Below are 20,051 nucleotides of genomic sequence, written 5' to 3' on the forward strand. Positions count from 1 at the left end.
CCCCCTAGGAGGACGCGCATGGCCCGTATCGGCGAAAGCGCTGACCTGTTCAAGTGCTCATTCTGCGGAAAGAGTCAGAAGCAGGTGCAGCAGCTCATCGCAGGACCCGGTGTGTACATCTGCGACGAGTGCGTCGAGCTGTGCAACGAGATCATCGAGGAGCGGATGGCGGAGTCCTCCGCCGACGGCACGGCGGACTTCGAACTGCCCAAGCCGCGTGAGATCTTCTCATTCCTCGAGGAGTACGTCGTCGGGCAGGAGCCCGCGAAGAAGGCTCTGGCCGTCGCGGTGTACAACCACTACAAGCGAATCCGTGCGCACGGCACCCTTCAGACAGCCGAGCAGAAGGCCGAGAGCGTCGAGATCGCGAAGAGCAACATCCTGCTCATCGGCCCGACGGGCTGCGGCAAGACCTACCTGGCGCAGACGCTCGCGAAGCGACTGAACGTGCCCTTCGCCGTCGCAGACGCCACAGCGCTCACCGAAGCCGGCTACGTCGGTGAAGACGTCGAGAACATCCTCCTCAAGCTCATCCAGGCCGCCGACTACGACGTCAAGCGCGCGGAGCAGGGCATCATCTACATCGACGAGGTCGACAAGATCGCCCGCAAGGCCGAGAACCCGTCGATCACCCGCGATGTCTCTGGCGAGGGCGTGCAGCAGGCTCTCCTGAAGATCATCGAGGGCACTGTGGCATCGGTGCCTCCTCAGGGCGGGCGCAAGCACCCCCACCAGGAGTTCCTCCAGATCGACACGTCGAACGTGCTGTTCATCGTCGCGGGCGCGTTCGCCGGCCTCGAGGACATCGTGTCGGCACGCGTCGGCAAGCATGGCATCGGCTTCGGCGCCCCGCTGCACGACAAGGGCAAGGATCTCGATCTCTTCAGCGAGGTACTGCCGGAAGACCTGCACAAGTTCGGTCTGATCCCCGAGTTCATCGGTCGTCTTCCCGTCGTGACCTCGGTCTCGCCGCTCGACCAGAGTGCGCTCATCGACATTCTCACGGGACCTCGCAACGCACTCGTCAAGCAGTACCAGCGCATGTTCGAGCTCGACGGCGTTCAGCTCGAGTTCGAAACAGAGGCGCTGCGCTCGATCGCCGACCTCGCCGTCGAACGCAAGACCGGCGCTCGTGGACTCCGTGCGATCCTCGAAGACGTGCTCGGGCCGATCATGTTCGAGATCCCCTCGGCCGAAGACGTGGCGAAGGTCATCGTCACCCAGGCGGCCGTCGACGAGGGCGCTGCGCCGACGATCGTGATGGAGCGCAAGCGCAAGAGCGCATGAGTTCGGCTCCCTCGCCCTGGCGAGTGGTCGGCAGCGAGCTGGTGCATGCCGATCGCTGGATCAGCGTGCGCGCGGACGACTGCGTCGATGAGCGTCAGCGGACCATCGCGCCGTACTACGTGCTTGAATACGGGGACTGGATCTCGGTGCTGGCCCTCGACCGAGAGGGACACGCGATCGTCGTCGAAGAGTACCGACACGGAGCCGGGATCGTCGCGGTCGGCACGATCGGCGGCGGCGTGGAGGCTGGCGAATCGCCGGACGCAGCCGCGGTCAGAGAGCTGCGCGAGGAGACCGGGTACGAGGCCGAGGAGATGATCGGTCTCGGAGCCACCTGGGCCAACTTCGGCAACCACACCAACCGGGTGCATCACTTCCTCGCCCGAGGCTGCGTGCGCGTCGCCGAGCAGTCGCTCGATGACAGCGAGGCGATCGCCGTGCACACAGTCCCTCTCGACACCCTCGGCGAGCATCTCTCGCAGAGCTACCATCAGCTCACCTGGTACAAGGCGATGGAGCGTCTCGACCGCTCGGCGATGGAGCGTCTCGACCGCTGACGTCAGGAGGCGGCGCGCGGCTCTCTCATGCTTCGAGGCCGCGGCGCTTCAGCAGCGGCGCGATCTCGGCATCCCGGCCGCGGAAGTCGCGGTATGCGTCGAGCGGATCCTTGGAGCCACCCACGCCGAGGAGACGGGCGCGGAACCGGTCGCCGTTCTCGCGCGTGAGTCCGCCGTTCTCACGGAACCAGTCGACCGTGTCGGCGTCGAGCACCTCGCTCCAGATGTAGGAGTAGTAGCCGGCGCTGTATCCGCCCGAGAAGACGTGCGCGAAGTAGGTCGACGAGTAGCGGGTCGGCACGACGGGATCGTCGAGTCCGATGTCGGCGAGCGCGGCCGCCTCGAACTCGGCGACGTCGTCGACGACGGCCCTCGTATCCATGCGGTGCCACGCCTGATCGAGCCACGCTGCCGCGAGGTACTCGCTCGTCGCGTGACCCTGATCGAACGTCTCGGTGGCGCGAAGGCGTTCGACGATCGCGAGGTCGAGCGCTTCGCCGGTCTCGTAGTGACGTGCGTAGTTGTCGAGGACCTCGGGCCAGAGGATCCACATCTCGTTGACCTGGCTCGGGAACTCGACGAAGTCGCGGAAGACGTTCGTGCCGGCGAAGTGCGGGTAGGTGACGACGGCGAACAGACCGTGCAGTGCGTGCCCGAACTCGTGGAACAGCGTCGTCACCTCGTCGAGCGTCAGCAGGGTCGGCTCACCGTCACCCGGAAGCGGGACATTGAGGTTGTTGACGACGACGGGCAGCGTCCCTCGGAGGCGCGACTGGCTGACGATGGGATTCATCCACGCGCCACCGCGCTTCGAGTCGCGCGTGTAGAGGTCGAGCACGTACAGGCCCACCGCGCTGCCGTCGGCATCGCTGACCTCGAACACGCGAGCACCCGGGTGGTAGGCCCGGAGGTCGTGCCGCTCTGCGAACGTCACCCCGTAGAGCTGTGTGGCCGCGAAGAACACCCCGTCATGGAGCACCCATTCGGCCTCGAACCACGGGCGCAGCGCGCTCGTGTCGATCGCATAGCGGGCAGTGCGCACCTTCTCGGTGTAGAACGCCCAGTCGTGCGCCTCGACCGTGAAGGGTGCGGCCTCCGTCTCGTCGACGATCGACTGCAGGGTTTCGCGCTCTGCACGGGCGTTCCGCGCAGACGGCGCGGCGAGCTCGCGCAGCATCCGCTCTACAGCCGCAGGGCTGCCGGCCGTCTCGTCTGCGGTGACGTAGGCGGCATGCGAGTCGTAGCCCAGCAGCGCTGCGCGCTCGGCGCGCAGGCGGACGATCTCCGTGAGCACCGGCCGGTTGTCGTTCGCGTTGGGGCGGGACGCCCGTGACCGTGAGGCCGCCATGATGCGGCGGCGGGACTCGCGGTCGCGGAGCTGAGCGAGATACGGATGCCCGGTGAACAACGGGAGAGTGATGACGAACCGTCCGTCGAGGCCTCGATCGCTCGCCGCACGAGCTGCGGCGGAGAGCTCCCCACTGCTGAGACCGTCGAGTTCGTCGGAGGAGTCGAACACCACGGCGAGATCGTTCGTGTCGTTGAGCAGGTTGCGCTCGAAGGTGTTGCTCAGCGTCGACAGCTGCTGATTCAGTGCGGTGAGCCGGCTCTTCGCGTCGTCGTCGAGGGCCGCACCTGCGTGGGTCATCTCGCGATGGTGCCGCTCGACGAGGTACCGCTGCTCATCGTCGAGCTCGAGGTCATCCAGGCGCGCATGCACCTGTTGGACGCGCCAGTACAGCGCCCCGTCGAGAGTGATGGCATCCTGATGCGCCGCCATGAGCGGAGCGAGCTGCTCGTCGATCTTCTGGATCTCGGGCGTCGCGTCGGCCGATGTGACGGTGTAGAAGGTGTGTGCGACGCGGTCGAGCAGTTCTCCGGAGCGCTCCAGCGCCTCGATCGTGTTCTCGAAGGTGGGCATCGATCGCACCATGGTGATCCGAGAGATCTCCTGGAGATGCTCGTCGAACGCCGCCTGGAACGCGGGCAGGTAGTGCTCGGGCGTGATCGCCGCGAAATCGGGGAGCTCGTAGGGGAGTGCAGACGGCTGAAGCAGAGGGTTCGAGGCGTCGGTCATCCTCTGAGCCTAGCCATCACCCGCTGCAGGGCGTCGATGACGACGCGCACGGATTGTCGTCTCAGGTTCTCCGGCCTGGCGAGCACGTCGATCATCCGGTGGGTGCTGACTCCCCGCAGCGGAAGCCGCACGATGTCACGGTCGTCGACGGTGCGGGACGTATAGCGCGGCAGCATCCCGAGGACCCCGCCCGCGGCGATGACCGCCGCGACCGCACCGTAGTCGTTGATCCGGTGGCGGATCTCGACGGGACGCCCGGCGACGGCTGAGACGGCGCGCAGCACATCGTCGGGCGAGTATCCGATGCGACTCGTGACCCAAGGGCTGTCGATGACGTCGAAGGACGTCACCTGCGCGCGGGTGGCGAGAGGGTGGGAAGACGAGACGGCGACGTCCAGCGGTTCTCGGACGAGCGCCAGGCTGCGCACCCCGTCGGTCGGCCACGGCGGCGAATGCTCCATGCGGTGCGCGAGCACGAGGTCGTACCGGGCTGCGAGAGCGGGGAACTCGCTCTGCGCCACGTCCTCGTCGGTGAGCTGCACGGTCGGCGGCGCGGGGGAGTCGTCGAGTTCACGGATTAGCGACCCGAAGAGCGCCTGCCCGACGCTGTGGAATCCGCTGATCGTGACCACGCCGGTGCTGTCGTTCTCGAAGTCGTCCAGCGCGCTGCGCGCTGCGGCCATCGCGTCTATCGCCTCGGCGCCCGCTGCCGCAAGGGCCTGCCCGGCTGCGGTCAACGTGAGGCGACGGCCGTCTTTGCGCGTGAGCGGTGTGCGGAAGCTCCGTTGCAGGGCTGCCAGATGCTGTGACACGGCAGACGGGGTGACGTTGAGCGTCTCGGCGACGGCGGTGACGCTCCCCAGAGCGCCGAGCTCTCTCAGGATCTGCAGCTGATGGAGTTCCATCCAGTCAGATTAGTGTTTGCTACAGGGTCTATGCAGAACTTGCCGATTGTTCTACATGGTCGAATGCGATCAGATCGACATATGAAGGCATTGTTCAAAGCCGAACGCGCCGCCGGACTCGAGCTCGTGGATCGTCCCGAGCCCACTGCGGCGCCCGACGAAGTCGTGATCCGCGTGCTGCGCACGGGGATCTGCGGCACCGACCTGCATATCCGTCGCTGGGACGACTGGGCTGCATCCGCCATCGATGCCCCACTCATCCCCGGTCACGAGTTCTACGGCGAGGTCGTCGAGGTCGGTCCGCTCGTCCACGACATCGCTGTGGGCGATCGAGTGTCGGGCGAGGGGCACATCGTGTGCGGCACGTGCCGCAATTGCCGCGCAGGACGCCGCCAGATGTGCATCCGTACGATCGGCCTCGGACTGCAACGCGACGGCGCCTTCGCCGAGTTCCTGGCGTTGCCCGCCGTGAACGTCTGGGTGCATCACGCCGACGTGGCGCCGGAGCTCGGCGCGATCTTCGATCCTCTCGGCAACGCCGTGCACACGGCGCTCACGTTCCCGCTCGTGGGCGAGGATGTGCTCGTGACAGGGTGCGGTCCGATCGGCCTCATGGCGATCGCCGTCGCTCGGCACGCCGGAGCCCGCTTCATCGCGGCGACGGATATGAGCGCGCCTCGCCTCGAGATGGCGCGTCTCATGGGCGCGGACGAGGTCGTCGACGTCTCGGCCCGCGAGATCCGAGATGCCCAGCAGGCGCTCGGTCTGCGCGAGGGATTCGACATCGGCTTCGAGATGAGCGGCGCGGCGTCGGCGCTCCCGGCGATGATCGACAACATGAACCACGGCGGCCGGATCGCGATGCTCGGACTGCCCAGCACCGGATTCGAGATCGACTGGGGCAAACTCGTCACGCACATGCTCACGATCAAGGGGATCTACGGACGCGAGATGTTCGAGACGTGGAACGCGATGGGTGCCATGCTGCAGACGAGTGCGACGCTGCGCGACTCGATCGGACGGGTGATCGCGGATGTGATCCCCGCAAGGAACTGGGAACAGGGCTTTGCCGCGGCCGAGTCCGCCGGCACGGGAAAGATCATCCTCGATTGGACGGAGCTGTGATGTACGGGACATTCCAGAAGCATGTGGCTGACGAGCTCGCCGGGATCGAGGCCGCGGGCCTCACGAAGCACGAACGAGGCATCCGCGGGCCGCAGAACGCCGAGATCACCGCCGACGGCGCAGAGGTGCTCAATTTCTGCGCGAACAACTACCTCGGTCTCGCCGACGACCCGCGGATCCTGGATGCCGCCACTGCGGCACTGCAGGAGTGGGGCTACGGGCTCGCCAGCGTCCGCTTCATCTGCGGTACGCAGGAACAGCATCTGGAGCTCGAGCGACGACTCGCGGGATTCCTCGGCACCGACGACTCGATCCTCTTCTCGTCATGCTTCGACGCGAACGGAGGAGTGTTCGAGACGCTCTTCAGTGCTGAGGACGCGATCATCTCGGACGAACTCAATCACGCGTCGATCATCGACGGGATCCGTCTCTCGAAGGCGCGTCGGCTTCGCTACCGCAATCGTGACATGGCGGATCTCGAAGCGCAGCTGCAGGCGGCATCCGATGCACGCTTCCGGGTGATCGTCACCGACGGCGTGTTCTCGATGGACGGCTACATCGCGCCGCTCGCCGAGATCTGCGACCTCGCGGATCGCCACGACGCCCTGGTGTTCGTCGACGACTCGCACGCGGTCGGCTTCGTAGGGGAGAACGGACGAGGAACGCCGGAACTCTGCGGTGTCGCCGATCGTGTCGACATCTATACGGGCACGTTCGGGAAGGCGCTGGGCGGAGCATCCGGTGGCTACGTCGCCTCGCACGCCGACGTCGTCGCCCTGCTGCGTCAGCGTTCGCGTCCGTATCTGTTCTCGAACACGCTCGCCCCCGCCATCGTCGCCGGAACCCTCACCGCGCTCGATCTCGTCGAGGGTTCGGCCGATCTCCGTGCGCGTCTGCGCGACAACGCGGCACTGTTCCGTGAGCGGATGACGGCGGAGGGTTTCGATCTGCTGCCGGGAGAGCATCCGATCGTCCCCGTGATGTTCGGCGACGCGGCTCTCACAGCGCGCATCGCGACGGAGATGCAGGCGCAGGGCATCTACGTGACCGCGTTCAGCTTCCCCGTCGTTCCTCGCGGGCTGGCGCGGATCCGCGTACAGCTCTCGGCGGCGCATACGCCCGAGCAGATCGAAAGATGCGTGGCTGCCTTCGTCGCCGCGCGAGCCGTCGTGAGCTGAGAGGCGAGCAGACAAAGATTGCTTTGCAAAAGAATGTTTGCAAAGAAGTCTTTGCAAGAGTATCTTTGCATGCATGGCAGACGAAGAGCAGTTGCGACGACTCGATTCCGGGGCGCTCAAGGCCCTGGCTCACCCGCTGCGTGTGCGGATTTTCGATCTGCTCAGCGCACATGGGCCGCAGACGGCGAGTTCGCTCGCATCGATGCTGGGGGAGACCTCCGGGTCCACCAGCTACCATCTGCGCACTCTCTCGGCACATGACCTGATCCACGAGGTCGAGGGGCGAGGCACAGCGCGCGAGCGCTGGTGGGAGCTGCCTGAGGGGCGCATCGACATCCCCGGTCCGAGCCAGAGCATGTCGCCCGCCAACCGGGCAGCGGCGCAGATCGTGTCGTCGGAGTTCTTCCGCCTGCGGCACGAGACCCTGATGTCCTACGTCAACCGGCCGGACACAGAGGTGCCGGAAGGCTGGAAGGACGCGGGGCTGATCGCCACAACCCTCCTCGAGATGACCCCCTCGCAGATGGAGGACCTCAAGGACGAGCTCATGGGAGTCATCGAGGGTGCCGTCGGGCGATATCGCGGCCAGACCGGGCCGGACGTGCGCCGGGTGTCGATGCGCACCGAGCTCTTCGACCTTCCGGCGACCGGGCCGGTGCTCGCCGGTGCCGCTGACTCGAACGAGGAGGAATCATGACCAGCGCGACCATCCGCCTCGTCGCCCCGACACAGGCGGAGCGGAAGCTCCTCGGCCTTGCTGATCTCCTCACGGTCTTCGTCGAGCGACGCATCACTCGCCGCGCTCAGAAGCGGGCCCTCGCTCTCGATCTCCTGCGAGAGCAGCAGACCAGGCGACAGGATCCTCGCGCGGTCGAGCACATGCTCGCGCAGATCGGGCTCCCTCGGCGCTGAGGCGTTCTGATCACGGCGAAGCCCCCTGCCGCAGACGCGGACAGGGGGCTTCGTCAGCAGAGACCGCTCAGTCCTCGAAGGGTCGGGCGACCACATCGCCGGACCCGGTCTGGAAGACCTCCCAGCCCGCATCGAGCTCTGCGATCGCGCGGCCTTCGAGCCACGTGAGCGTCCAGTGCCCGGAGAGACCGCGCGATTCGACCTCGGCGATCGCCGGCCGGAGCGCGGCGGGAACGGATGCCGGTGGCTCGGAACCGGTGGCCCACCTCGTGCCCAGCTGCATCAGGCGCCCTCGACCGGCGCGAGCTCGATCGCGGTGACCGCGAACTCGCCGGTCTCGGTGAACTCGAGTTCGGCGATGCGTCCCACTGCCCGGAGGTCGTCGGCCGCGGCGCGGAGCGCCTCGAGCTTGGCGGCGGGAGCGGCGATCGCGGCGCGGGAGACCGGAGTCTTCTGCGATGCCTTGGCCTCGGTCTTGGCGCGGCGGATGCCGATCAGCGCCTCGCTCGCGGCCGACAGCACGGCCGTGTCGCCTTCGATGCCGAGTGTCTCAGGCCAGGCCGCGGTGTGCACCGAGCCTTCTTCGAACCACGACCACACCTCTTCGGTCGCGAACGAGATGATCGGGGCGAGCAGGCGCAGGAGCGTCGACAGTGCCAGACGCAGCGCGAGGGCGGCGGATGCCTGACCCACGTCGTTCTGGTTGTAGGCGCGCTCCTTGACGAGCTCGAGGTAGTCGTCGCAGAACGTCCAGAAGAACGCCTCGGTCACTTCGAGCGCCTTGGCCTGGTCGTAGTTCTCGAACGCCTTCGTCGCCTCCTCGATCACGGCGTCCAGGCCGGTGAGCATCGATGCATCGAGCGCGTGGGTGACCTGAGCGCCCTCCGGTACGGGGAACGACAGCACGAACTTCGCGGCGTTCAGCACCTTGATCGCCAGACGGCGGCCGATCTTGACCTGCGTCGGGTTCTGCGGGTCGAAGGCGGCATCCATGCCCAGGCGGCTCGAAGCGGCCCAATAGCGCACCGCATCCGATCCGTGGGTCTCGAGGATGTCCGCCGGAGTCACCACGTTGCCCTTGGACTTCGACATCTTCTTGCGGTCGGGGTCGACGATGAAGCCCGAGATCGCGGCGTTGCGCCACGGCGATCGGGAGTCCTCGAGAGTCGAGCGCAGCATGGTCGAGAAGAGCCAGGTGCGGATGATGTCCTGCCCCTGGGGGCGCAGGTCGAACGGAGCGGTGAGCTGCCACAGCTCCTCGTCGCGCTGCCATCCGCCGGCGAGCTGCGGAGTGAGCGACGAGGTCGCCCAGGTGTCGAGGATGTCGGCTTCGGCCTCGAATCCGCCGGCCGCACCGCGCTGGTCCTCGGTGTAGCCCGCGGGGACGTCGGTCGTCGGGTCGATGGGAAGGCTCGCGTGGTCGGGAGCGATCACCCGGTCGTAGTCGCGCTCGCCGTTCTCATCGAGTCCGTACCAGAGCGGGATCGGCACGCCGAAGAAGCGCTGGCGTGACACGAGCCAGTCGCCGGTCAGGCCGCCGACCCAGTTCTCGTAGCGCACGCGCATGAAGTCCGGGTGCCACGTCAGCTGGGTGCCGCGCTCGAGCAGCTCGTCGCGCAGCTTCGCGTCACGCGCGCCGTTGCGGATGTACCACTGGCGGGTCGAGACGATCTCGAGCGGGCGGTCGCCCTTCTCGAAGAACTTCACCGCGTGGTTGAACGGCTTGCCGACCGCCGTCATGTCGCCGGTCTCCTGCAGCTTCTCGACGATGGCCTTGCGGGCCGAGAACACCGTCTTGCCGGCGAGCTCGGCCTGGTACCAGTCGATGGCCTCAGCGTCGGCCACGATCGACGGGGCGGTCGGGAGGAACCGGCCGTCGAGACCGATCGTCGTCATGTTCGGGAGGTGGTCGCCCGCGGCTGTGCGCAGCTCACGCCACCAGATGATGTCGGTCACGTCGCCGAAGGTGCAGACCATCGCGGCTCCCGTGCCCTTGTCGGGCTGTGCGAGGTGGTGTCCGTGGATCTCGATCTCGGCGCCGAAGAACGGCGTGCGCACCTTCGTGCCGATCAGGTGCTTGTGCGGTCCCTCGGGGTGGGTCACGATCGCGATGCACGCCGGCAGCAGCTCGGGGCGGGTGGTCTCGATCGTGATCGAGCCGGATCCGTCGGCGAAGGGGAAATCGATGGTGTGATAAGCGGCCTGCTGGTCGCGATCCTCGAGTTCGGCCTGCGCGATCGCCGAGCGGAAGTCGATGTCCCACAGGGTCGGTGCGAGCGACTGGTAGGCCTCGCCGCGCTCGAGGTTGCGCAGGAACGCGAGCTGGCTCTGGCGGATGGTGTCGTCCGAGATCGTGCGGTACGTCTGGGTCCAGTCGACCGAGAGGCCGAGCTGGCGGAACAGCGCCTCGAACTGCTTCTCGTCTTCGATCGTCAGACGCTCGCAGAGCTCGATGAAGTTGCGTCGGCTGATCGGCACCTGGTCGGCGGCGCGGCTGGACTTGTTGTCGCCGCCCTCGAACGGCGGCGTGAAGTCGTCCTGGTAGGGAAGCGAGGGGTCGCAGCGCACGCCGTAGTAGTTCTGCACCCGACGCTCGGTGGGAAGGCCGTTGTCGTCCCAGCCCATCGGGTAGAACACGTTCTTGCCGCGCATGCGCTCGAAGCGCGCCTTGACGTCGGTGTGCGTGTACGAGAACACGTGGCCGATGTGCAGGCTGCCGGATGCGGTCGGCGGGGGAGTGTCGATCGAGTACACACCCTCGCGGCCGGACTGTGCGGCGCGGAGTCGGTCGAACAGGTAGGTGCCCTGCTCGGACCACGACTCACCCCACTTCGCTTCGAGACCTTCGAGTACGGGCTTGTCGGGAATCACGGACATGGAGGTCTCCTCGAGCGATGTATGCGGCACTGTGTGAGCGTGCCTGAGTGTGGGTTGTGCCCCACAGTCTAATCGCCCCGAACCGGAGGGGAGCCCCTCACTCGCCCCAGACGGCCTCGACGATCGCGGCTGCCTGGTCGTTCGTCACCTGGATGTCGCCGTAGGTGCTCGACGCGATCTCCAGGTCGGGCGAGATGCTCCGCACCAACGCCTCGAGGTCGATCGATTCGCCATCACTTCCGTCGACGCCGAGGTCGATCTCGTCGCTGGGCACGTCGTTGTGCTCGAGGACGATCCTCAGGATGCCCGCCAGATCGTCGGCGGAGGCGTCTTCGTGGTCGAGATCGACGCCCACGCTCAGATAAAAGGTGAACCCGGAGATCGTCTTCGCAGCGTAGGCATCGGTGACGCCGATCTCTGAATCCATCAGCGCTGCGGGAATCGTCTCGGCGAAGTCCCCGTCGGAGGTCTCCTTCAGAAGCGGGCCGCACCCGCTCAGTGCGAGCATCATCGCCGCGAGCGCGAGTGCGACAGCTCCCCGAGTGGCTCGCGCACGGCCGGTGATGCTCATATCAGCGTTCCACTCCTTGGTATACCTGGTGATCGACCACTGTGCCGCCGAGACCGGCGAGGTCCCAAGGATCCGTTCCGCCGTTGGCATCGCGATAGGCAGCTTCCCACTCTGCCACGGACGTCGCATACTTCGGGTTGTTGTGTGCTCCGAACCCGTGCGCCCCATCCGGGTCCGGGAGCGTGATCTGGTGGATGTTCGGCGGGAGCACGGTCACCGGGGTGTTCGGGATGTCGAACGGGGACTGGCCCGGCAGCCCGGGAACGCCGACGAGGCTCCCATCCAGCATCGGCACGACGTCTGTCGCGTGCTGGAACGCGTAGACCGGCACGTTCGGCGGCACGTGGAAGTTGTCGACGGGGGAGCCGTTGGTCACGACCCCGATCGGGTTGTACGGGAAGGACGAGTCCGCGGCGAGGTTCGCCGCCATGATGCCGCCCTGGCTGAAGCCGGTCAGCACGACGTCGGATCCCGCAGGGATCCCCGCCTGCTGCATCGCATCCAGCACCGCGCGCTCGTACTGAGTGCGGAAGAGCGGGTTGTCGAGCATCAGCGCGAGGTTGTTGTCCCGGTCGTTCATCGCGCCGCTCGAGGGGCCGAACTCCCAGGCCTGTGTCGACGGGAGCGACACGACCCAGTGCGTCGAGCCGTCGGGACCGACGACCTCTTTGATGTCGATCGCCGTGGAGCTCTCCCCGCCCATCGCGTCGGTCGTGCCGTTCACCGACACGAGATCCGACAGCGAGTCGAGCGAGGTGACCTCGTGAGCGTCGTTCCATGCGGCCAGTTGATCCTCGTTCAACGTCGACGGATCGATCTCGCGGACCCGCGCGTCACCGGTCAAGAAGTCGTGGAGGACGTTGCCGAACACCAGTCCGAGCGGCCCGCCGGTGAGTCCGCCGACCAGCGGCAGCATGTCGGCGAGGACATCGCGGAGGGTGGCCAGCGCGTCGCCGACGAGCGGCACGAGCTTGTAGAGGAGCTGCGCAAGAGACACGACGGCGCCGGTGAGACTCTTGACCAGCGCGCCGGCGGTGCTGACGAACTCGGCTGCGGACTCGGCGAACCGCTGGATGTCCTCGAGCTTCTGCAGGGGATTGAGGCTGAAGCGGAACAGATCGTCGGCGAAGCGGCTCAGGCGACCGAGGAAGTCGCAGATCAGCACTCGTGTCGACTCGATGATCTGGCTGACCAGGCGCACCGCGCTCGCCGTGGCTCCGGTCCACTGGGCGGCGTCCTCGGCGACGGACAGCAGGTCGCCGTACCGGGCCCGCAGCGCGCGGACCGTGCGGCCGTCGAGCTCGGCCAGCCGGGGCTCGGCATCGCGGAGCGTCTCGACCACTCGGCGGAGCGAGCTCTCTGCGCCCTCCCAGCGCGAGGCGAACCCGCCGACGGTGCCGGGGTCGCCGAGGAGATCGTCGAACCACTCCCGCAGCGGGGCGATGTACTGCATGAGCATGCCGGCGATGCCGGGGATGCTCGCGCAGTCGGCCTGCGAGGCGTTGTACCCGGGTGCTCCCGCCGCCCACGAACCGGTGCGCACCTGGCTGCTGATGCTTGCGACGGCGCTCACAGCTCTCCCTCGATGGCGCGGAACGAGGTGACGGCGCCGTCTTCGATCGCGCCGAAGGCATCGACGATCCCCTTGAGGCCGGTCGCCGTCGCGTCGGCGAGAGTCGTCGCGGCAGCGAGCGTCGACTCGGAGGCATCCGCGAGCGCGTCGACCGCGGGCCCGAGTAAGGGGCCGCACATCGCGCCGAACGCCGACTGCCCCACACCTCCGGCGGCTGTCGCGGCGGCGGAGCCGAGCAGCTCGGCCGCTGCGGTGAGCGCCCGCACGTGCGCGCGGAGCTCGTCCTCGTCGATCACGATCTGCTGATTGGATGCGGTCATGATGATCGGTTCCCCCCGATGATGTGATGTCTGTCCGACGTCAGCTGCCGCCGAGGACGCGCTGACCGGCGAGGTCGGCGTCCGAGTACTGGGTCGCGAGTTCGCCGAGCAGATCGGACACGGCCATGACGAGCCCGGTTCGCTCACGCATGTTGCCGTCGAATCGCTCCTGTGCGGCGTCGAACGCCGATTGCGCGTCTCCCGACCACGAGCGACGCAGAATCGTCGCGTGCGCGGCGAGCTCCTCCAGGGCGGCATCGATGTTGCGTGACGCGACGCTGATGGCCTTGGCGGCCTTCGCCACCTGCGCCGGATTGACCTCGATGACGCCCATCAGCGGTACTCGATCGTGCTGCCGCCGACCTGCGGGAACGCGGTGTCGACATCCTGGCGCACCGCGGCCACGAGAGGGGAGTCGGCCCCGAGGGTCTGCTCCATCGAGACGAGCACCCTCTCCGCCGCGACCCGCTGCGCCCTCGCGATCGTCTCGGTGATCGTGACGCCGAGGGATGCCAGATCTGCGGCCGCGCCCGACTGCAGTCTCACCGACTCGATGGCCCCGGTCGGCCGCGCGGTGATGGTCACTCGGCCGTCCGCCGACGTGACCGTCGCCATGGTCTGCGACGCCTCCGTCTCGAGTCTGGCCGACTCCTGGGCCAGCTGTCGGGACTGCGCGATCTGGGCATCGATCTTCGCGTTCACTGCGGCGATCGTGTCAGCGAGTTCTTCGGACGACACTGTTCCCCCTCCTCCGGTGTCATCGCAGTATATGAGGGAGCGATGACGGTCTGAAGGTCCCACGACGCCCGCGTCACCGCGGAGGATCTAGAATTGGATCGAGTCCAAGAACTGATGCATCCGCGTCATCTCCCGCATTCCCTCCCGAGGAACAGCATGCCAATCTCCTTCCTGCGCCGTGCCATCCCGCTCGGCGCGACCGTCGCCGTGAGCGCACTCCTGCTCAGCTCCTGCGCTGCGCCCTCGTCCGAGTCCGACGGCGGTGAGCTCGTCTGGTCGATCGAGGGTGCGAACCTCTCAGCGGGGCACATGGACCCGCAGGTGAGTCAGCTCGACGTCTCGGGCATGGTGCAGCGCGCGGTGCTCGACTCCCTGGTCTTCCAGGAGGATGACGGCTCGTTCACCCCCTGGCTGGCCAAGGAGTGGACGGTGTCCGACGACAGCACCGAGTACACCTTCGTCCTGCGTGACGACGTCACCTTCACCGATGGCGAGCCGTTCGACGCCGAGGCCGTCAAGGCGAACTTCGATCGCATCGTCGATCCCGAGACGGAATCCGCGCAGGCGGCCAGCATGATGGGGGCCGACTTCTACGAGGGCACCGAGGTCGTCGACGAGCACACGGTGAAGGTGAGCTTCACCCAGCCGTATGCGCCGTTCCTTCAGGCGACGAGCACGCCGCAGCTCGGCTTCTACTCGCCGGCCGTGCTGGAGGAGTCCGCGGACCAGCTCAAGGCGGGCGGCCCGGGGATCACCGTCGGAACAGGACCGTTCGAACTGACCGAGTACACACCCGATCAGGAGATCGTCTACACGCGCAACGACGACTACGCCTGGGGGCCGCACGGCGAGAAGGCACCGAAGGTCGAGACGCTGCGGGTCGAGATCCAGCCCGAGGCATCCGTGCGCACGGGCGTCATCGAGAGCGGCGAGGCCGACCTCGCGAGCAACATCCCGCCGAACCTCGCGGGTGACCTCGGCGACGGCATCACGGTCGATTCGATCGAATACCCGGGCCTGCCCTACTCCCTGTACCTCAACGAGAAGTACGGCGTCTTCGCCGACGAGAAGGTGCGCCAGGCGTTCGCGTTGGGCATCGATGTCGACGCGGCCGTCGAGGAGATCTTCTTCGGACAGTTCCCCCGCGCCTGGAGCGTGCTGGGCTCCACGACTCCCGGTTACGATGCTTCGCTGGAGGGCGCCCGACCGTTCGACGCGGACGCGGCGAACACGCTTCTCGACGAGGCCGGATGGACGGAGCGCGACTCCGACGGCATCCGCATGAAGGACGGCGAGCGCCTCTCTGCGCGGTGGATCGCATGGACTCCGGTCCCCGACGACCGCGCCGCTCTCGCGAACGCCATCCAGTCGGATCTCAAGACCATCGGCTTCGAGGTCGTCCGCGAGACGCTCGAGCCCGGCGCCTACAACGAGCAGTACGAGCCGAAGACCTTCGACCTCACCGACTGGGGATTCTCGGGCGTGGACCCGGACTTCCTCCGCGCGCACCTGCACACCGAGGGGTTCCAGAACGCCTCGCAGGTCACCGATCCCGAGATCGATGCGCTGCTCGAGCAGGCCGTTGCGTCGAACGATCAGGATCAGCGCAACGAGATCTACACCCAGCTGCAGGAGTGGAACGCCGACTACACCGCGATCGTCCCGCTCTACAGCCCGTCGGCGATCACGGCTGTCGGCGAGCGGGTGGACGGGCTCGCGTACGACCTCTACGGTCGTCCGCTGTTCTACGACGTGAGCGTCGGCTGACACCCGAATCATCGAGCGCCCCTCGCTCGCGCACTGCGATATCGTTCGTGAGCGCGCGCCGTGAGCCGAGGGGCGCTCAGGATCCGTCGAGAGGGCGTCAACGGTGAAGGCAGCGCTCACCCGGGTCGCCGGACTCGCGGCATCCGTCGTGATCGTCCTCTGGGGTGCGGCGACGCTGGTGTTCCTCGCGTTCCGGGTGATCCCGGGCGATCCGGTCTCCGTCATGCTCGGGCCCCAGGCGCAGGTGAGCGATGAGGTCAAAGACGGCATCCGCGCGGAACTGGGACTCGACCGTCCTCCACTCGAGCAGTACGTCACGTTCATCGGGCAGCTCGCGCGAGGAGACCTCGGCGAGTCGTATCAGCTGCGGATGCCGGTGGTCGAGGTCATCGGCCGCCAGCTGGGTTCCACGCTGCAGCTCTCCGCGCTGGCGCTGCTCATGGCCGTGGTGCTCGCCTTCGCCGTCGCGCTGCTCGTGCGAGGGCGCGCCGGACGCACCGTCGCTGCGGCAGTCGAACTCGTCATCCTCTCCTCACCCGTCTTCTGGATCGGCCTGATCCTGCTCAGCGTCTTCGCGTTCGGACTCGGCTGGTTCCCCGTGTCCGGTGCACGCAACCCGGCGACGATCGTGCTGCCGGCTATCACGCTCGCCCTGCCGGTGGCTGCTCTGCTCAGCCAGGTGCTGCGAGACGGCCTCGCACAGGCCGAGCGGATGCCGTTCGCCGAGACCGTGCGCGCGCGGGGTGCGAGCGCGTCCTGGTTCACTCTGCGGCACGGCCTCAGGCACGGCGCGGCGAATGCGGTGACGCTCGCCGCGTACCTGACCGGATCCGTGCTCGGAGGAGCGGTCCTCGTCGAGACGGTGTTCGCCAGAGCAGGTCTCGGTCGGGTGACTCTCGCCGCCATCACCAATCGTGATCTGCCGGTCATCACGGGCATCATCCTGCTCAGTGCCCTCGTCTTCGTGGTCGTGAATCTCGTGGTCGAGCTGCTGCATCCGCTCATCGATCCTCGTCTGCGCATCGACCGAGGAGGCGTGCGGTGAGGCGAGCGCAGGCCGTGCTGCTGTGGGGCGCCACGGCGGTGCTTCTCGTGCTCGCCTTCACCGCGGTGTTCCCCGGGGTGCTCGCCACGCACGATCCCCTGCAGACGGACGTGCGGGCTTCGCTGCTGCCGCCGAGCGCCGACCACCTCTTCGGCACCGACCAGAGCGGGCGCGATGTCTTCTCACGGGTGGTCTACGGAGCCGGGCGCTCGATCGGCATCGGACTGCTCGCCACGGGCGTCGCCCTCGCGGTCGGACTCATCGTCGGGTCTCTGGCCGGGCTCGCTCCCCGGGGCGTCGACGCCGCACTCATGCGGGTGAACGACGTGCTGATGGCGTTCCCCGAGTTCCTGGTCGCGCTCGTGGTGGTGGCGGTGCTGGGGCCGGGTCCTGTGAACATCGCGATCGCCGTCACCCTCGCCGCCGTGCCCGTCTACATCCGCCTTGCGCGCGTGCAGACGCGCACGCTGCGCGGCGCAGAGCATGTCGAGGCCGCCCGCATCCTCGGGGTGCGCCCTGCGCCCGCCTTCGTGAGGCACGTCGTGCCCGGCGTGCTCGGGTCGCTCAGCGTCCTGGCGACGATCGGCATCGGATCGAGCATCCTCGGCGCGGCCGGACTCAGCTTCCTCGGTCTCGGCCCATCGGAGCCGACGCCGGAATGGGGACTGATGCTCGCCGGCGGACGCAACGTGCTCGGTCAGGCCTGGTGGATCGCCGTCTTCCCCGGCATCGCGATCACGGTCACCGTCATCTCGGCCACGATCGTCGGTCGTGTGCTGCGAGCCAGAGCAGAGGGGCTGACGCCGTGACCGCCGCGCTCGAACTCGTCGGCCTGCGCGTCGACTTCGGAGGGACGCCCGTGGTGAGCGGTGTGTCGCTGTCGGTCGAGCGAGGTGAATGCGTGGCGATCGTGGGAGAGTCCGGAGCCGGCAAGACCCTGACGGCGAGGGCTCTGCTGGGACTCGCTCCGCAGGGTGCTCACGTGGCGTTCGATCGACTCGTCGTCGACGGGACGGACGCCGCCCGTCTCGGCGAGCGCGGGTGGCGGGCCCTCCGCGGCGCCCGCATCGGACTCGTCTCGCAGGATGCGCTGGTGTCTCTCGACCCGCTGCAGCGAGTGGGCTCGGAGATCGCCGAGCCGCTTCGTCTGCACGGACTCGCGACCGGGCGGGCCGCGTTGCGCGAAAAGGTGCAGGACCTGCTGCACCGGGTCTGGATGCCCGACGCTGCCCGGCGGGCACGCCAGTATCCGCATCAGCTCTCCGGAGGGCTCCGGCAGAGAGCGCTGATCGCCTCGGCCATCGCGGCCGAACCCGCAGTCCTCGTCGCCGACGAGCCGACCACTGCGCTCGATGCCACCGTGCAGGCGAGGATCCTCGGGCTGTTGCGAGACATCGCCGATGCGGGCACCGCCATCGTGTTCATCAGTCACGACTTCGCGGCCGTGCGCAGAATCGCGGATCGGGTGCTGGTGATGCGCAACGGCATCGTCGTCGAGTCAGGGCCCGTCGATGAGGTGCTCGAGAAGCCGCAGCACGAGTACACCCGTCAGCTCATCGCCGCCACGATCCACGAGCCTCGCGCAGAGCGTGAAGGCACGGCCGAGCCCGTGCTCGTCGCCGCCGGGGTCACGAAGGCGTTCGGCGATCTCGTCGCGGTGCAGAACGCGTCGTTCTCCGTGGCCGCCGGACGCACACTCGGCATCGTCGGGGAATCGGGATCGGGCAAGACGACGCTGGCGCGCATGATCGTGGGCGTCGAGGATGCGGACGACGGAGGCCTGCGGTGGATCGGACAGCACCGGGTGCAGCTCGTGCACCAGAATCCTCTCGGTGCCTTCGACCCGCGATGGACGATCGGGAGATCGCTGAGAGAGGCGCTCGCCGCCGGGGGTGTGCCTCGTCAGCAGCGAGCGGCTCGAGTGGTGGAGCTTCTCGCCGAGGTCGATCTCGACCCGACGCTCGCGAGCCGCAGACCCATCGCCCTGTCGGGCGGGCAGCGTCAGCGCGCGGCGATCGCGCGGGCGCTCGCCGCAGAGCCCGAGGTGCTGGTTCTCGACGAGCCGGTATCGGCTCTCGACCCTTCGGTGCGTGAGAAGGTGCTGCAGCTCCTGCTGCGCCTCCAGCGCGAACGGGAGCTGACGATGATCTTCGTGTCGCACGACCTCGATGTCGTCGGCGCGGTGGCCGACGAGGTGCTCGTGATGCAGGACGGCGTGATCGTCGAGCAGGGAGCGGTCACCGACGTGTTCGCCGCGCCGCAGCATCCGTTCACCCGGGAGCTGCTCGAGGCGAACCGGCCCGTCAGTCCATGACCTGGATGCCGATCCCCGCCGCGAGCAGCGGCGCGAGCTGCTGCACCTGGAAACCGGTGAGCGTCGTGCCTCGCAGGCTGTTCGCATCGAGGAACGCAGAGGCGTCGAGTCCGCGGAGGTCGACGTGCCTGGCCCGCATCGCCCGGGTGTCGACCTCGTCAGAACGACTGCCGGTGAAGCCCACGCGCGTGAGTTCGGCCTGAGGCATGTCGAGGGTGCGGATGCCACAGTCGCGGACCTCGATGTCGGTGGCCTTCGCCGCCCCGAGATTGAGATAATCGATGCGCACGTCGCTGAGCAGCAGCTCGTCGATGCGAGCGCTGCTCAGATCGAGCGTGCCGATGCGGCCCCCACTGATGCGCACGCGGCGGATGCTCGCATCCCGCATCTTGAGCGATGCGATCCGCACGCCGGTGAGGTCGACGTCGATGAGCGTGGCACCTGTCAGGTCGACCGCGTCGGCATCGGCGGCGACCGTGCACTGCTCGAGCGAGGCATGGGCGAGGTCGACCGTGCCCTCGAGATCGAGACTCGCTGCGATCAGATCGGCGCTGCGATGTGCTGCGGCGGGCGTGAACTCCCGCGGAAGGTCGGGCGCCGAGACGCGGGGAGCCACGGGGGATTCGGGGGAGCGGGCCATGCTTCGAGGGTAGGGGGTGGGTGCGACAGCGCCCAGAGTGCTCAGGAGGCGCACCCCCGCCGCCGCGCGTACAATGGAGACACGAGCATCGATCCGGACATCACCGGGGAGCTCTCGGAAGAACGGTCGGGCTCGCACGGGTCGACTCAGTAGAACCGAGCGGGG

20 protein-coding genes are annotated in these 20,051 nt (G+C 67.6%); 10 read left to right on the plus strand and 10 right to left on the minus strand.

Annotation, left to right across the window (positions count from 1 at the left end; genetic code table 11):
- Positions 1 to 18: 18 nt before the first annotated feature.
- Both clpX and OB895_RS00750 read left to right on the plus strand, forming a co-directional pair.
- Positions 19 to 1,287, plus strand: coding sequence for an ATP-dependent Clp protease ATP-binding subunit ClpX (gene clpX / locus OB895_RS00745; RefSeq protein WP_042540765.1), 1,269 nt, complete (start codon positions 19 to 21; stop codon positions 1,285 to 1,287).
- On the plus strand, positions 1,284 to 1,844 hold the full coding sequence (locus OB895_RS00750) for an NUDIX hydrolase (protein ID WP_079113047.1): 561 nt from the start codon (positions 1,284 to 1,286) through the stop codon (positions 1,842 to 1,844). The genes clpX and OB895_RS00750 overlap by 4 nt, the downstream gene beginning before the upstream one ends.
- Positions 1,845 to 1,869: 25 nt before the next feature.
- On the opposite strand, the gene OB895_RS00755 is transcribed toward OB895_RS00750, so the two are convergent.
- Both OB895_RS00755 and OB895_RS00760 read right to left on the minus strand, forming a co-directional pair.
- Positions 1,870 to 3,921, minus strand: a complete 2,052-nt coding sequence (locus tag OB895_RS00755) for a M3 family metallopeptidase (protein ID WP_311878616.1) — start codon at positions 3,919 to 3,921, stop codon at positions 1,870 to 1,872.
- Positions 3,918 to 4,826 carry a LysR family transcriptional regulator gene (locus OB895_RS00760; protein WP_311878617.1) on the minus strand — a complete coding sequence of 303 codons (909 nt, stop codon included), beginning with the start codon at positions 4,824 to 4,826 and terminating at the stop codon, positions 3,918 to 3,920. Before OB895_RS00760 ends, OB895_RS00755 begins: the two co-directional genes overlap by 4 nt.
- 81 nt (positions 4,827 to 4,907) lie before the next feature.
- Here OB895_RS00760 and tdh point away from each other — a divergent pair, with 81 nt between their 5' ends.
- The 4 genes from tdh to OB895_RS00780 all read left to right on the plus strand — a co-directional run bounded on the left by tdh (position 4,908) and on the right by OB895_RS00780 (position 8,041).
- On the plus strand, positions 4,908 to 5,951 hold the full coding sequence (tdh, locus tag OB895_RS00765) for an L-threonine 3-dehydrogenase (protein WP_311878618.1): 1,044 nt from the start codon (positions 4,908 to 4,910) through the stop codon (positions 5,949 to 5,951).
- On the plus strand, positions 5,951 to 7,129 hold the full coding sequence (locus OB895_RS00770; RefSeq protein ID WP_042540761.1) for a glycine C-acetyltransferase: 1,179 nt from the start codon (positions 5,951 to 5,953) through the stop codon (positions 7,127 to 7,129). The genes tdh and OB895_RS00770 overlap by 1 nt, the downstream gene beginning before the upstream one ends.
- Before the next feature lie 73 nt (positions 7,130 to 7,202).
- Positions 7,203 to 7,826: an ArsR/SmtB family transcription factor gene (locus tag OB895_RS00775; protein WP_079113045.1), complete on the plus strand. Its 624-nt coding sequence runs from the start codon at positions 7,203 to 7,205 to the stop codon at positions 7,824 to 7,826.
- Entirely contained in the window at positions 7,823 to 8,041 is a 219-nt protein-coding gene (locus OB895_RS00780; protein ID WP_042540759.1) for a hypothetical protein, read from the plus strand. The genes OB895_RS00775 and OB895_RS00780 overlap by 4 nt, the downstream gene beginning before the upstream one ends.
- A gap of 67 nt (positions 8,042 to 8,108) precedes the next feature.
- On the opposite strand, the gene OB895_RS00785 is transcribed toward OB895_RS00780, so the two are convergent.
- The 7 genes from OB895_RS00785 to OB895_RS00815 all read right to left on the minus strand — a co-directional run bounded on the left by OB895_RS00785 (position 8,109) and on the right by OB895_RS00815 (position 14,120).
- Positions 8,109 to 8,324 (minus strand): hypothetical protein, encoded by a 216-nt coding sequence (locus tag OB895_RS00785; RefSeq protein ID WP_042540758.1) that lies wholly within the window; start codon positions 8,322 to 8,324, stop codon positions 8,109 to 8,111.
- Entirely contained in the window at positions 8,324 to 10,918 is a 2,595-nt protein-coding gene (gene valS / locus OB895_RS00790; protein ID WP_311878620.1) for a valine--tRNA ligase, read from the minus strand. Before valS ends, OB895_RS00785 begins: the two co-directional genes overlap by 1 nt.
- Before the next feature lie 97 nt (positions 10,919 to 11,015).
- The gene (locus tag OB895_RS00795; RefSeq protein WP_079113043.1) at positions 11,016 to 11,489 is read right to left on the minus strand and encodes a hypothetical protein; all 474 of its coding nucleotides are present in this window, start codon (positions 11,487 to 11,489) and stop codon (positions 11,016 to 11,018) included.
- 1 nt (position 11,490) lies between these two features.
- Entirely contained in the window at positions 11,491 to 13,062 is a 1,572-nt protein-coding gene (locus OB895_RS00800) for a tryptophan--tRNA ligase (protein ID WP_079113042.1), read from the minus strand.
- Complete coding sequence (locus tag OB895_RS00805; protein WP_079113041.1) at positions 13,059 to 13,382, minus strand: hypothetical protein; 324 nt, start codon at positions 13,380 to 13,382, stop codon at positions 13,059 to 13,061. Before OB895_RS00805 ends, OB895_RS00800 begins: the two co-directional genes overlap by 4 nt.
- A gap of 40 nt (positions 13,383 to 13,422) precedes the next feature.
- On the minus strand, positions 13,423 to 13,716 hold the full coding sequence (locus tag OB895_RS00810) for a WXG100 family type VII secretion target (protein WP_042540614.1): 294 nt from the start codon (positions 13,714 to 13,716) through the stop codon (positions 13,423 to 13,425).
- The gene (locus OB895_RS00815) at positions 13,716 to 14,120 is read right to left on the minus strand and encodes a YbaB/EbfC family nucleoid-associated protein (RefSeq protein ID WP_042540612.1); all 405 of its coding nucleotides are present in this window, start codon (positions 14,118 to 14,120) and stop codon (positions 13,716 to 13,718) included. Before OB895_RS00815 ends, OB895_RS00810 begins: the two co-directional genes overlap by 1 nt.
- 156 nt (positions 14,121 to 14,276) lie before the next feature.
- Here OB895_RS00815 and OB895_RS00820 point away from each other — a divergent pair, with 156 nt between their 5' ends.
- The 4 genes from OB895_RS00820 to OB895_RS00835 all read left to right on the plus strand — a co-directional run bounded on the left by OB895_RS00820 (position 14,277) and on the right by OB895_RS00835 (position 19,246).
- Positions 14,277 to 15,887, plus strand: coding sequence for an ABC transporter substrate-binding protein (locus tag OB895_RS00820; protein ID WP_079113039.1), 1,611 nt, complete (start codon positions 14,277 to 14,279; stop codon positions 15,885 to 15,887).
- 103 nt (positions 15,888 to 15,990) lie between these two features.
- The gene (locus OB895_RS00825; RefSeq protein WP_042540608.1) at positions 15,991 to 16,932 is read left to right on the plus strand and encodes an ABC transporter permease; all 942 of its coding nucleotides are present in this window, start codon (positions 15,991 to 15,993) and stop codon (positions 16,930 to 16,932) included.
- The gene (locus tag OB895_RS00830) at positions 16,929 to 17,741 is read left to right on the plus strand and encodes an ABC transporter permease (RefSeq protein WP_311878622.1); all 813 of its coding nucleotides are present in this window, start codon (positions 16,929 to 16,931) and stop codon (positions 17,739 to 17,741) included. The genes OB895_RS00825 and OB895_RS00830 overlap by 4 nt, the downstream gene beginning before the upstream one ends.
- Positions 17,738 to 19,246, plus strand: a complete 1,509-nt coding sequence (locus OB895_RS00835; RefSeq protein WP_311878624.1) for an ATP-binding cassette domain-containing protein — start codon at positions 17,738 to 17,740, stop codon at positions 19,244 to 19,246. Before OB895_RS00830 ends, OB895_RS00835 begins: the two co-directional genes overlap by 4 nt.
- Here OB895_RS00835 and OB895_RS00840 read toward each other — a convergent pair.
- Positions 19,236 to 19,886 carry a pentapeptide repeat-containing protein gene (locus OB895_RS00840; protein ID WP_311878626.1) on the minus strand — a complete coding sequence of 217 codons (651 nt, stop codon included), beginning with the start codon at positions 19,884 to 19,886 and terminating at the stop codon, positions 19,236 to 19,238. The two genes, OB895_RS00835 and OB895_RS00840, sit on opposite strands and share 11 nt — an antisense overlap.
- Positions 19,887 to 20,051 lie beyond the last annotated feature (165 nt).

Origin of the sequence: Microbacterium forte, from assembly GCF_031885415.1 — a bacterium.
In the GTDB taxonomy this organism is placed as follows: domain Bacteria; phylum Actinomycetota; class Actinomycetes; order Actinomycetales; family Microbacteriaceae; genus Microbacterium; species Microbacterium forte.

What these genes read in the sequence shown, in the direction of transcription:
- clpX (WP_042540765.1), top strand. Translation starts at nt 19, where the DNA reads ATGGCCCGTATCGGCGAAAGCGCTGACCTGTTCAAGTGCTCATTCTGC.
- OB895_RS00750 (WP_079113047.1), top strand. Translation starts at nt 1,284, where the DNA reads ATGAGTTCGGCTCCCTCGCCCTGGCGAGTGGTCGGCAGCGAGCTGGTG.
- OB895_RS00755 (WP_311878616.1), bottom strand. Translation starts at nt 3,921, where the DNA reads ATGACCGACGCCTCGAACCCTCTGCTTCAGCCGTCTGCACTCCCCTAC.
- OB895_RS00760 (WP_311878617.1), bottom strand. Translation starts at nt 4,826, where the DNA reads ATGGAACTCCATCAGCTGCAGATCCTGAGAGAGCTCGGCGCTCTGGGG.
- tdh (WP_311878618.1), top strand. Translation starts at nt 4,908, where the DNA reads ATGAAGGCATTGTTCAAAGCCGAACGCGCCGCCGGACTCGAGCTCGTG.
- OB895_RS00770 (WP_042540761.1), top strand. Translation starts at nt 5,951, where the DNA reads ATGTACGGGACATTCCAGAAGCATGTGGCTGACGAGCTCGCCGGGATC.
- OB895_RS00775 (WP_079113045.1), top strand. Translation starts at nt 7,203, where the DNA reads ATGGCAGACGAAGAGCAGTTGCGACGACTCGATTCCGGGGCGCTCAAG.
- OB895_RS00780 (WP_042540759.1), top strand. Translation starts at nt 7,823, where the DNA reads ATGACCAGCGCGACCATCCGCCTCGTCGCCCCGACACAGGCGGAGCGG.
- OB895_RS00785 (WP_042540758.1), bottom strand. Translation starts at nt 8,324, where the DNA reads ATGCAGCTGGGCACGAGGTGGGCCACCGGTTCCGAGCCACCGGCATCC.
- valS (WP_311878620.1), bottom strand. Translation starts at nt 10,918, where the DNA reads ATGTCCGTGATTCCCGACAAGCCCGTACTCGAAGGTCTCGAAGCGAAG.
- OB895_RS00795 (WP_079113043.1), bottom strand. Translation starts at nt 11,489, where the DNA reads ATGAGCATCACCGGCCGTGCGCGAGCCACTCGGGGAGCTGTCGCACTC.
- OB895_RS00805 (WP_079113041.1), bottom strand. Translation starts at nt 13,382, where the DNA reads ATGACCGCATCCAATCAGCAGATCGTGATCGACGAGGACGAGCTCCGC.
- OB895_RS00810 (WP_042540614.1), bottom strand. Translation starts at nt 13,716, where the DNA reads ATGGGCGTCATCGAGGTCAATCCGGCGCAGGTGGCGAAGGCCGCCAAG.
- OB895_RS00820 (WP_079113039.1), top strand. Translation starts at nt 14,277, where the DNA reads ATGCCAATCTCCTTCCTGCGCCGTGCCATCCCGCTCGGCGCGACCGTC.
- OB895_RS00840 (WP_311878626.1), bottom strand. Translation starts at nt 19,886, where the DNA reads ATGGCCCGCTCCCCCGAATCCCCCGTGGCTCCCCGCGTCTCGGCGCCC.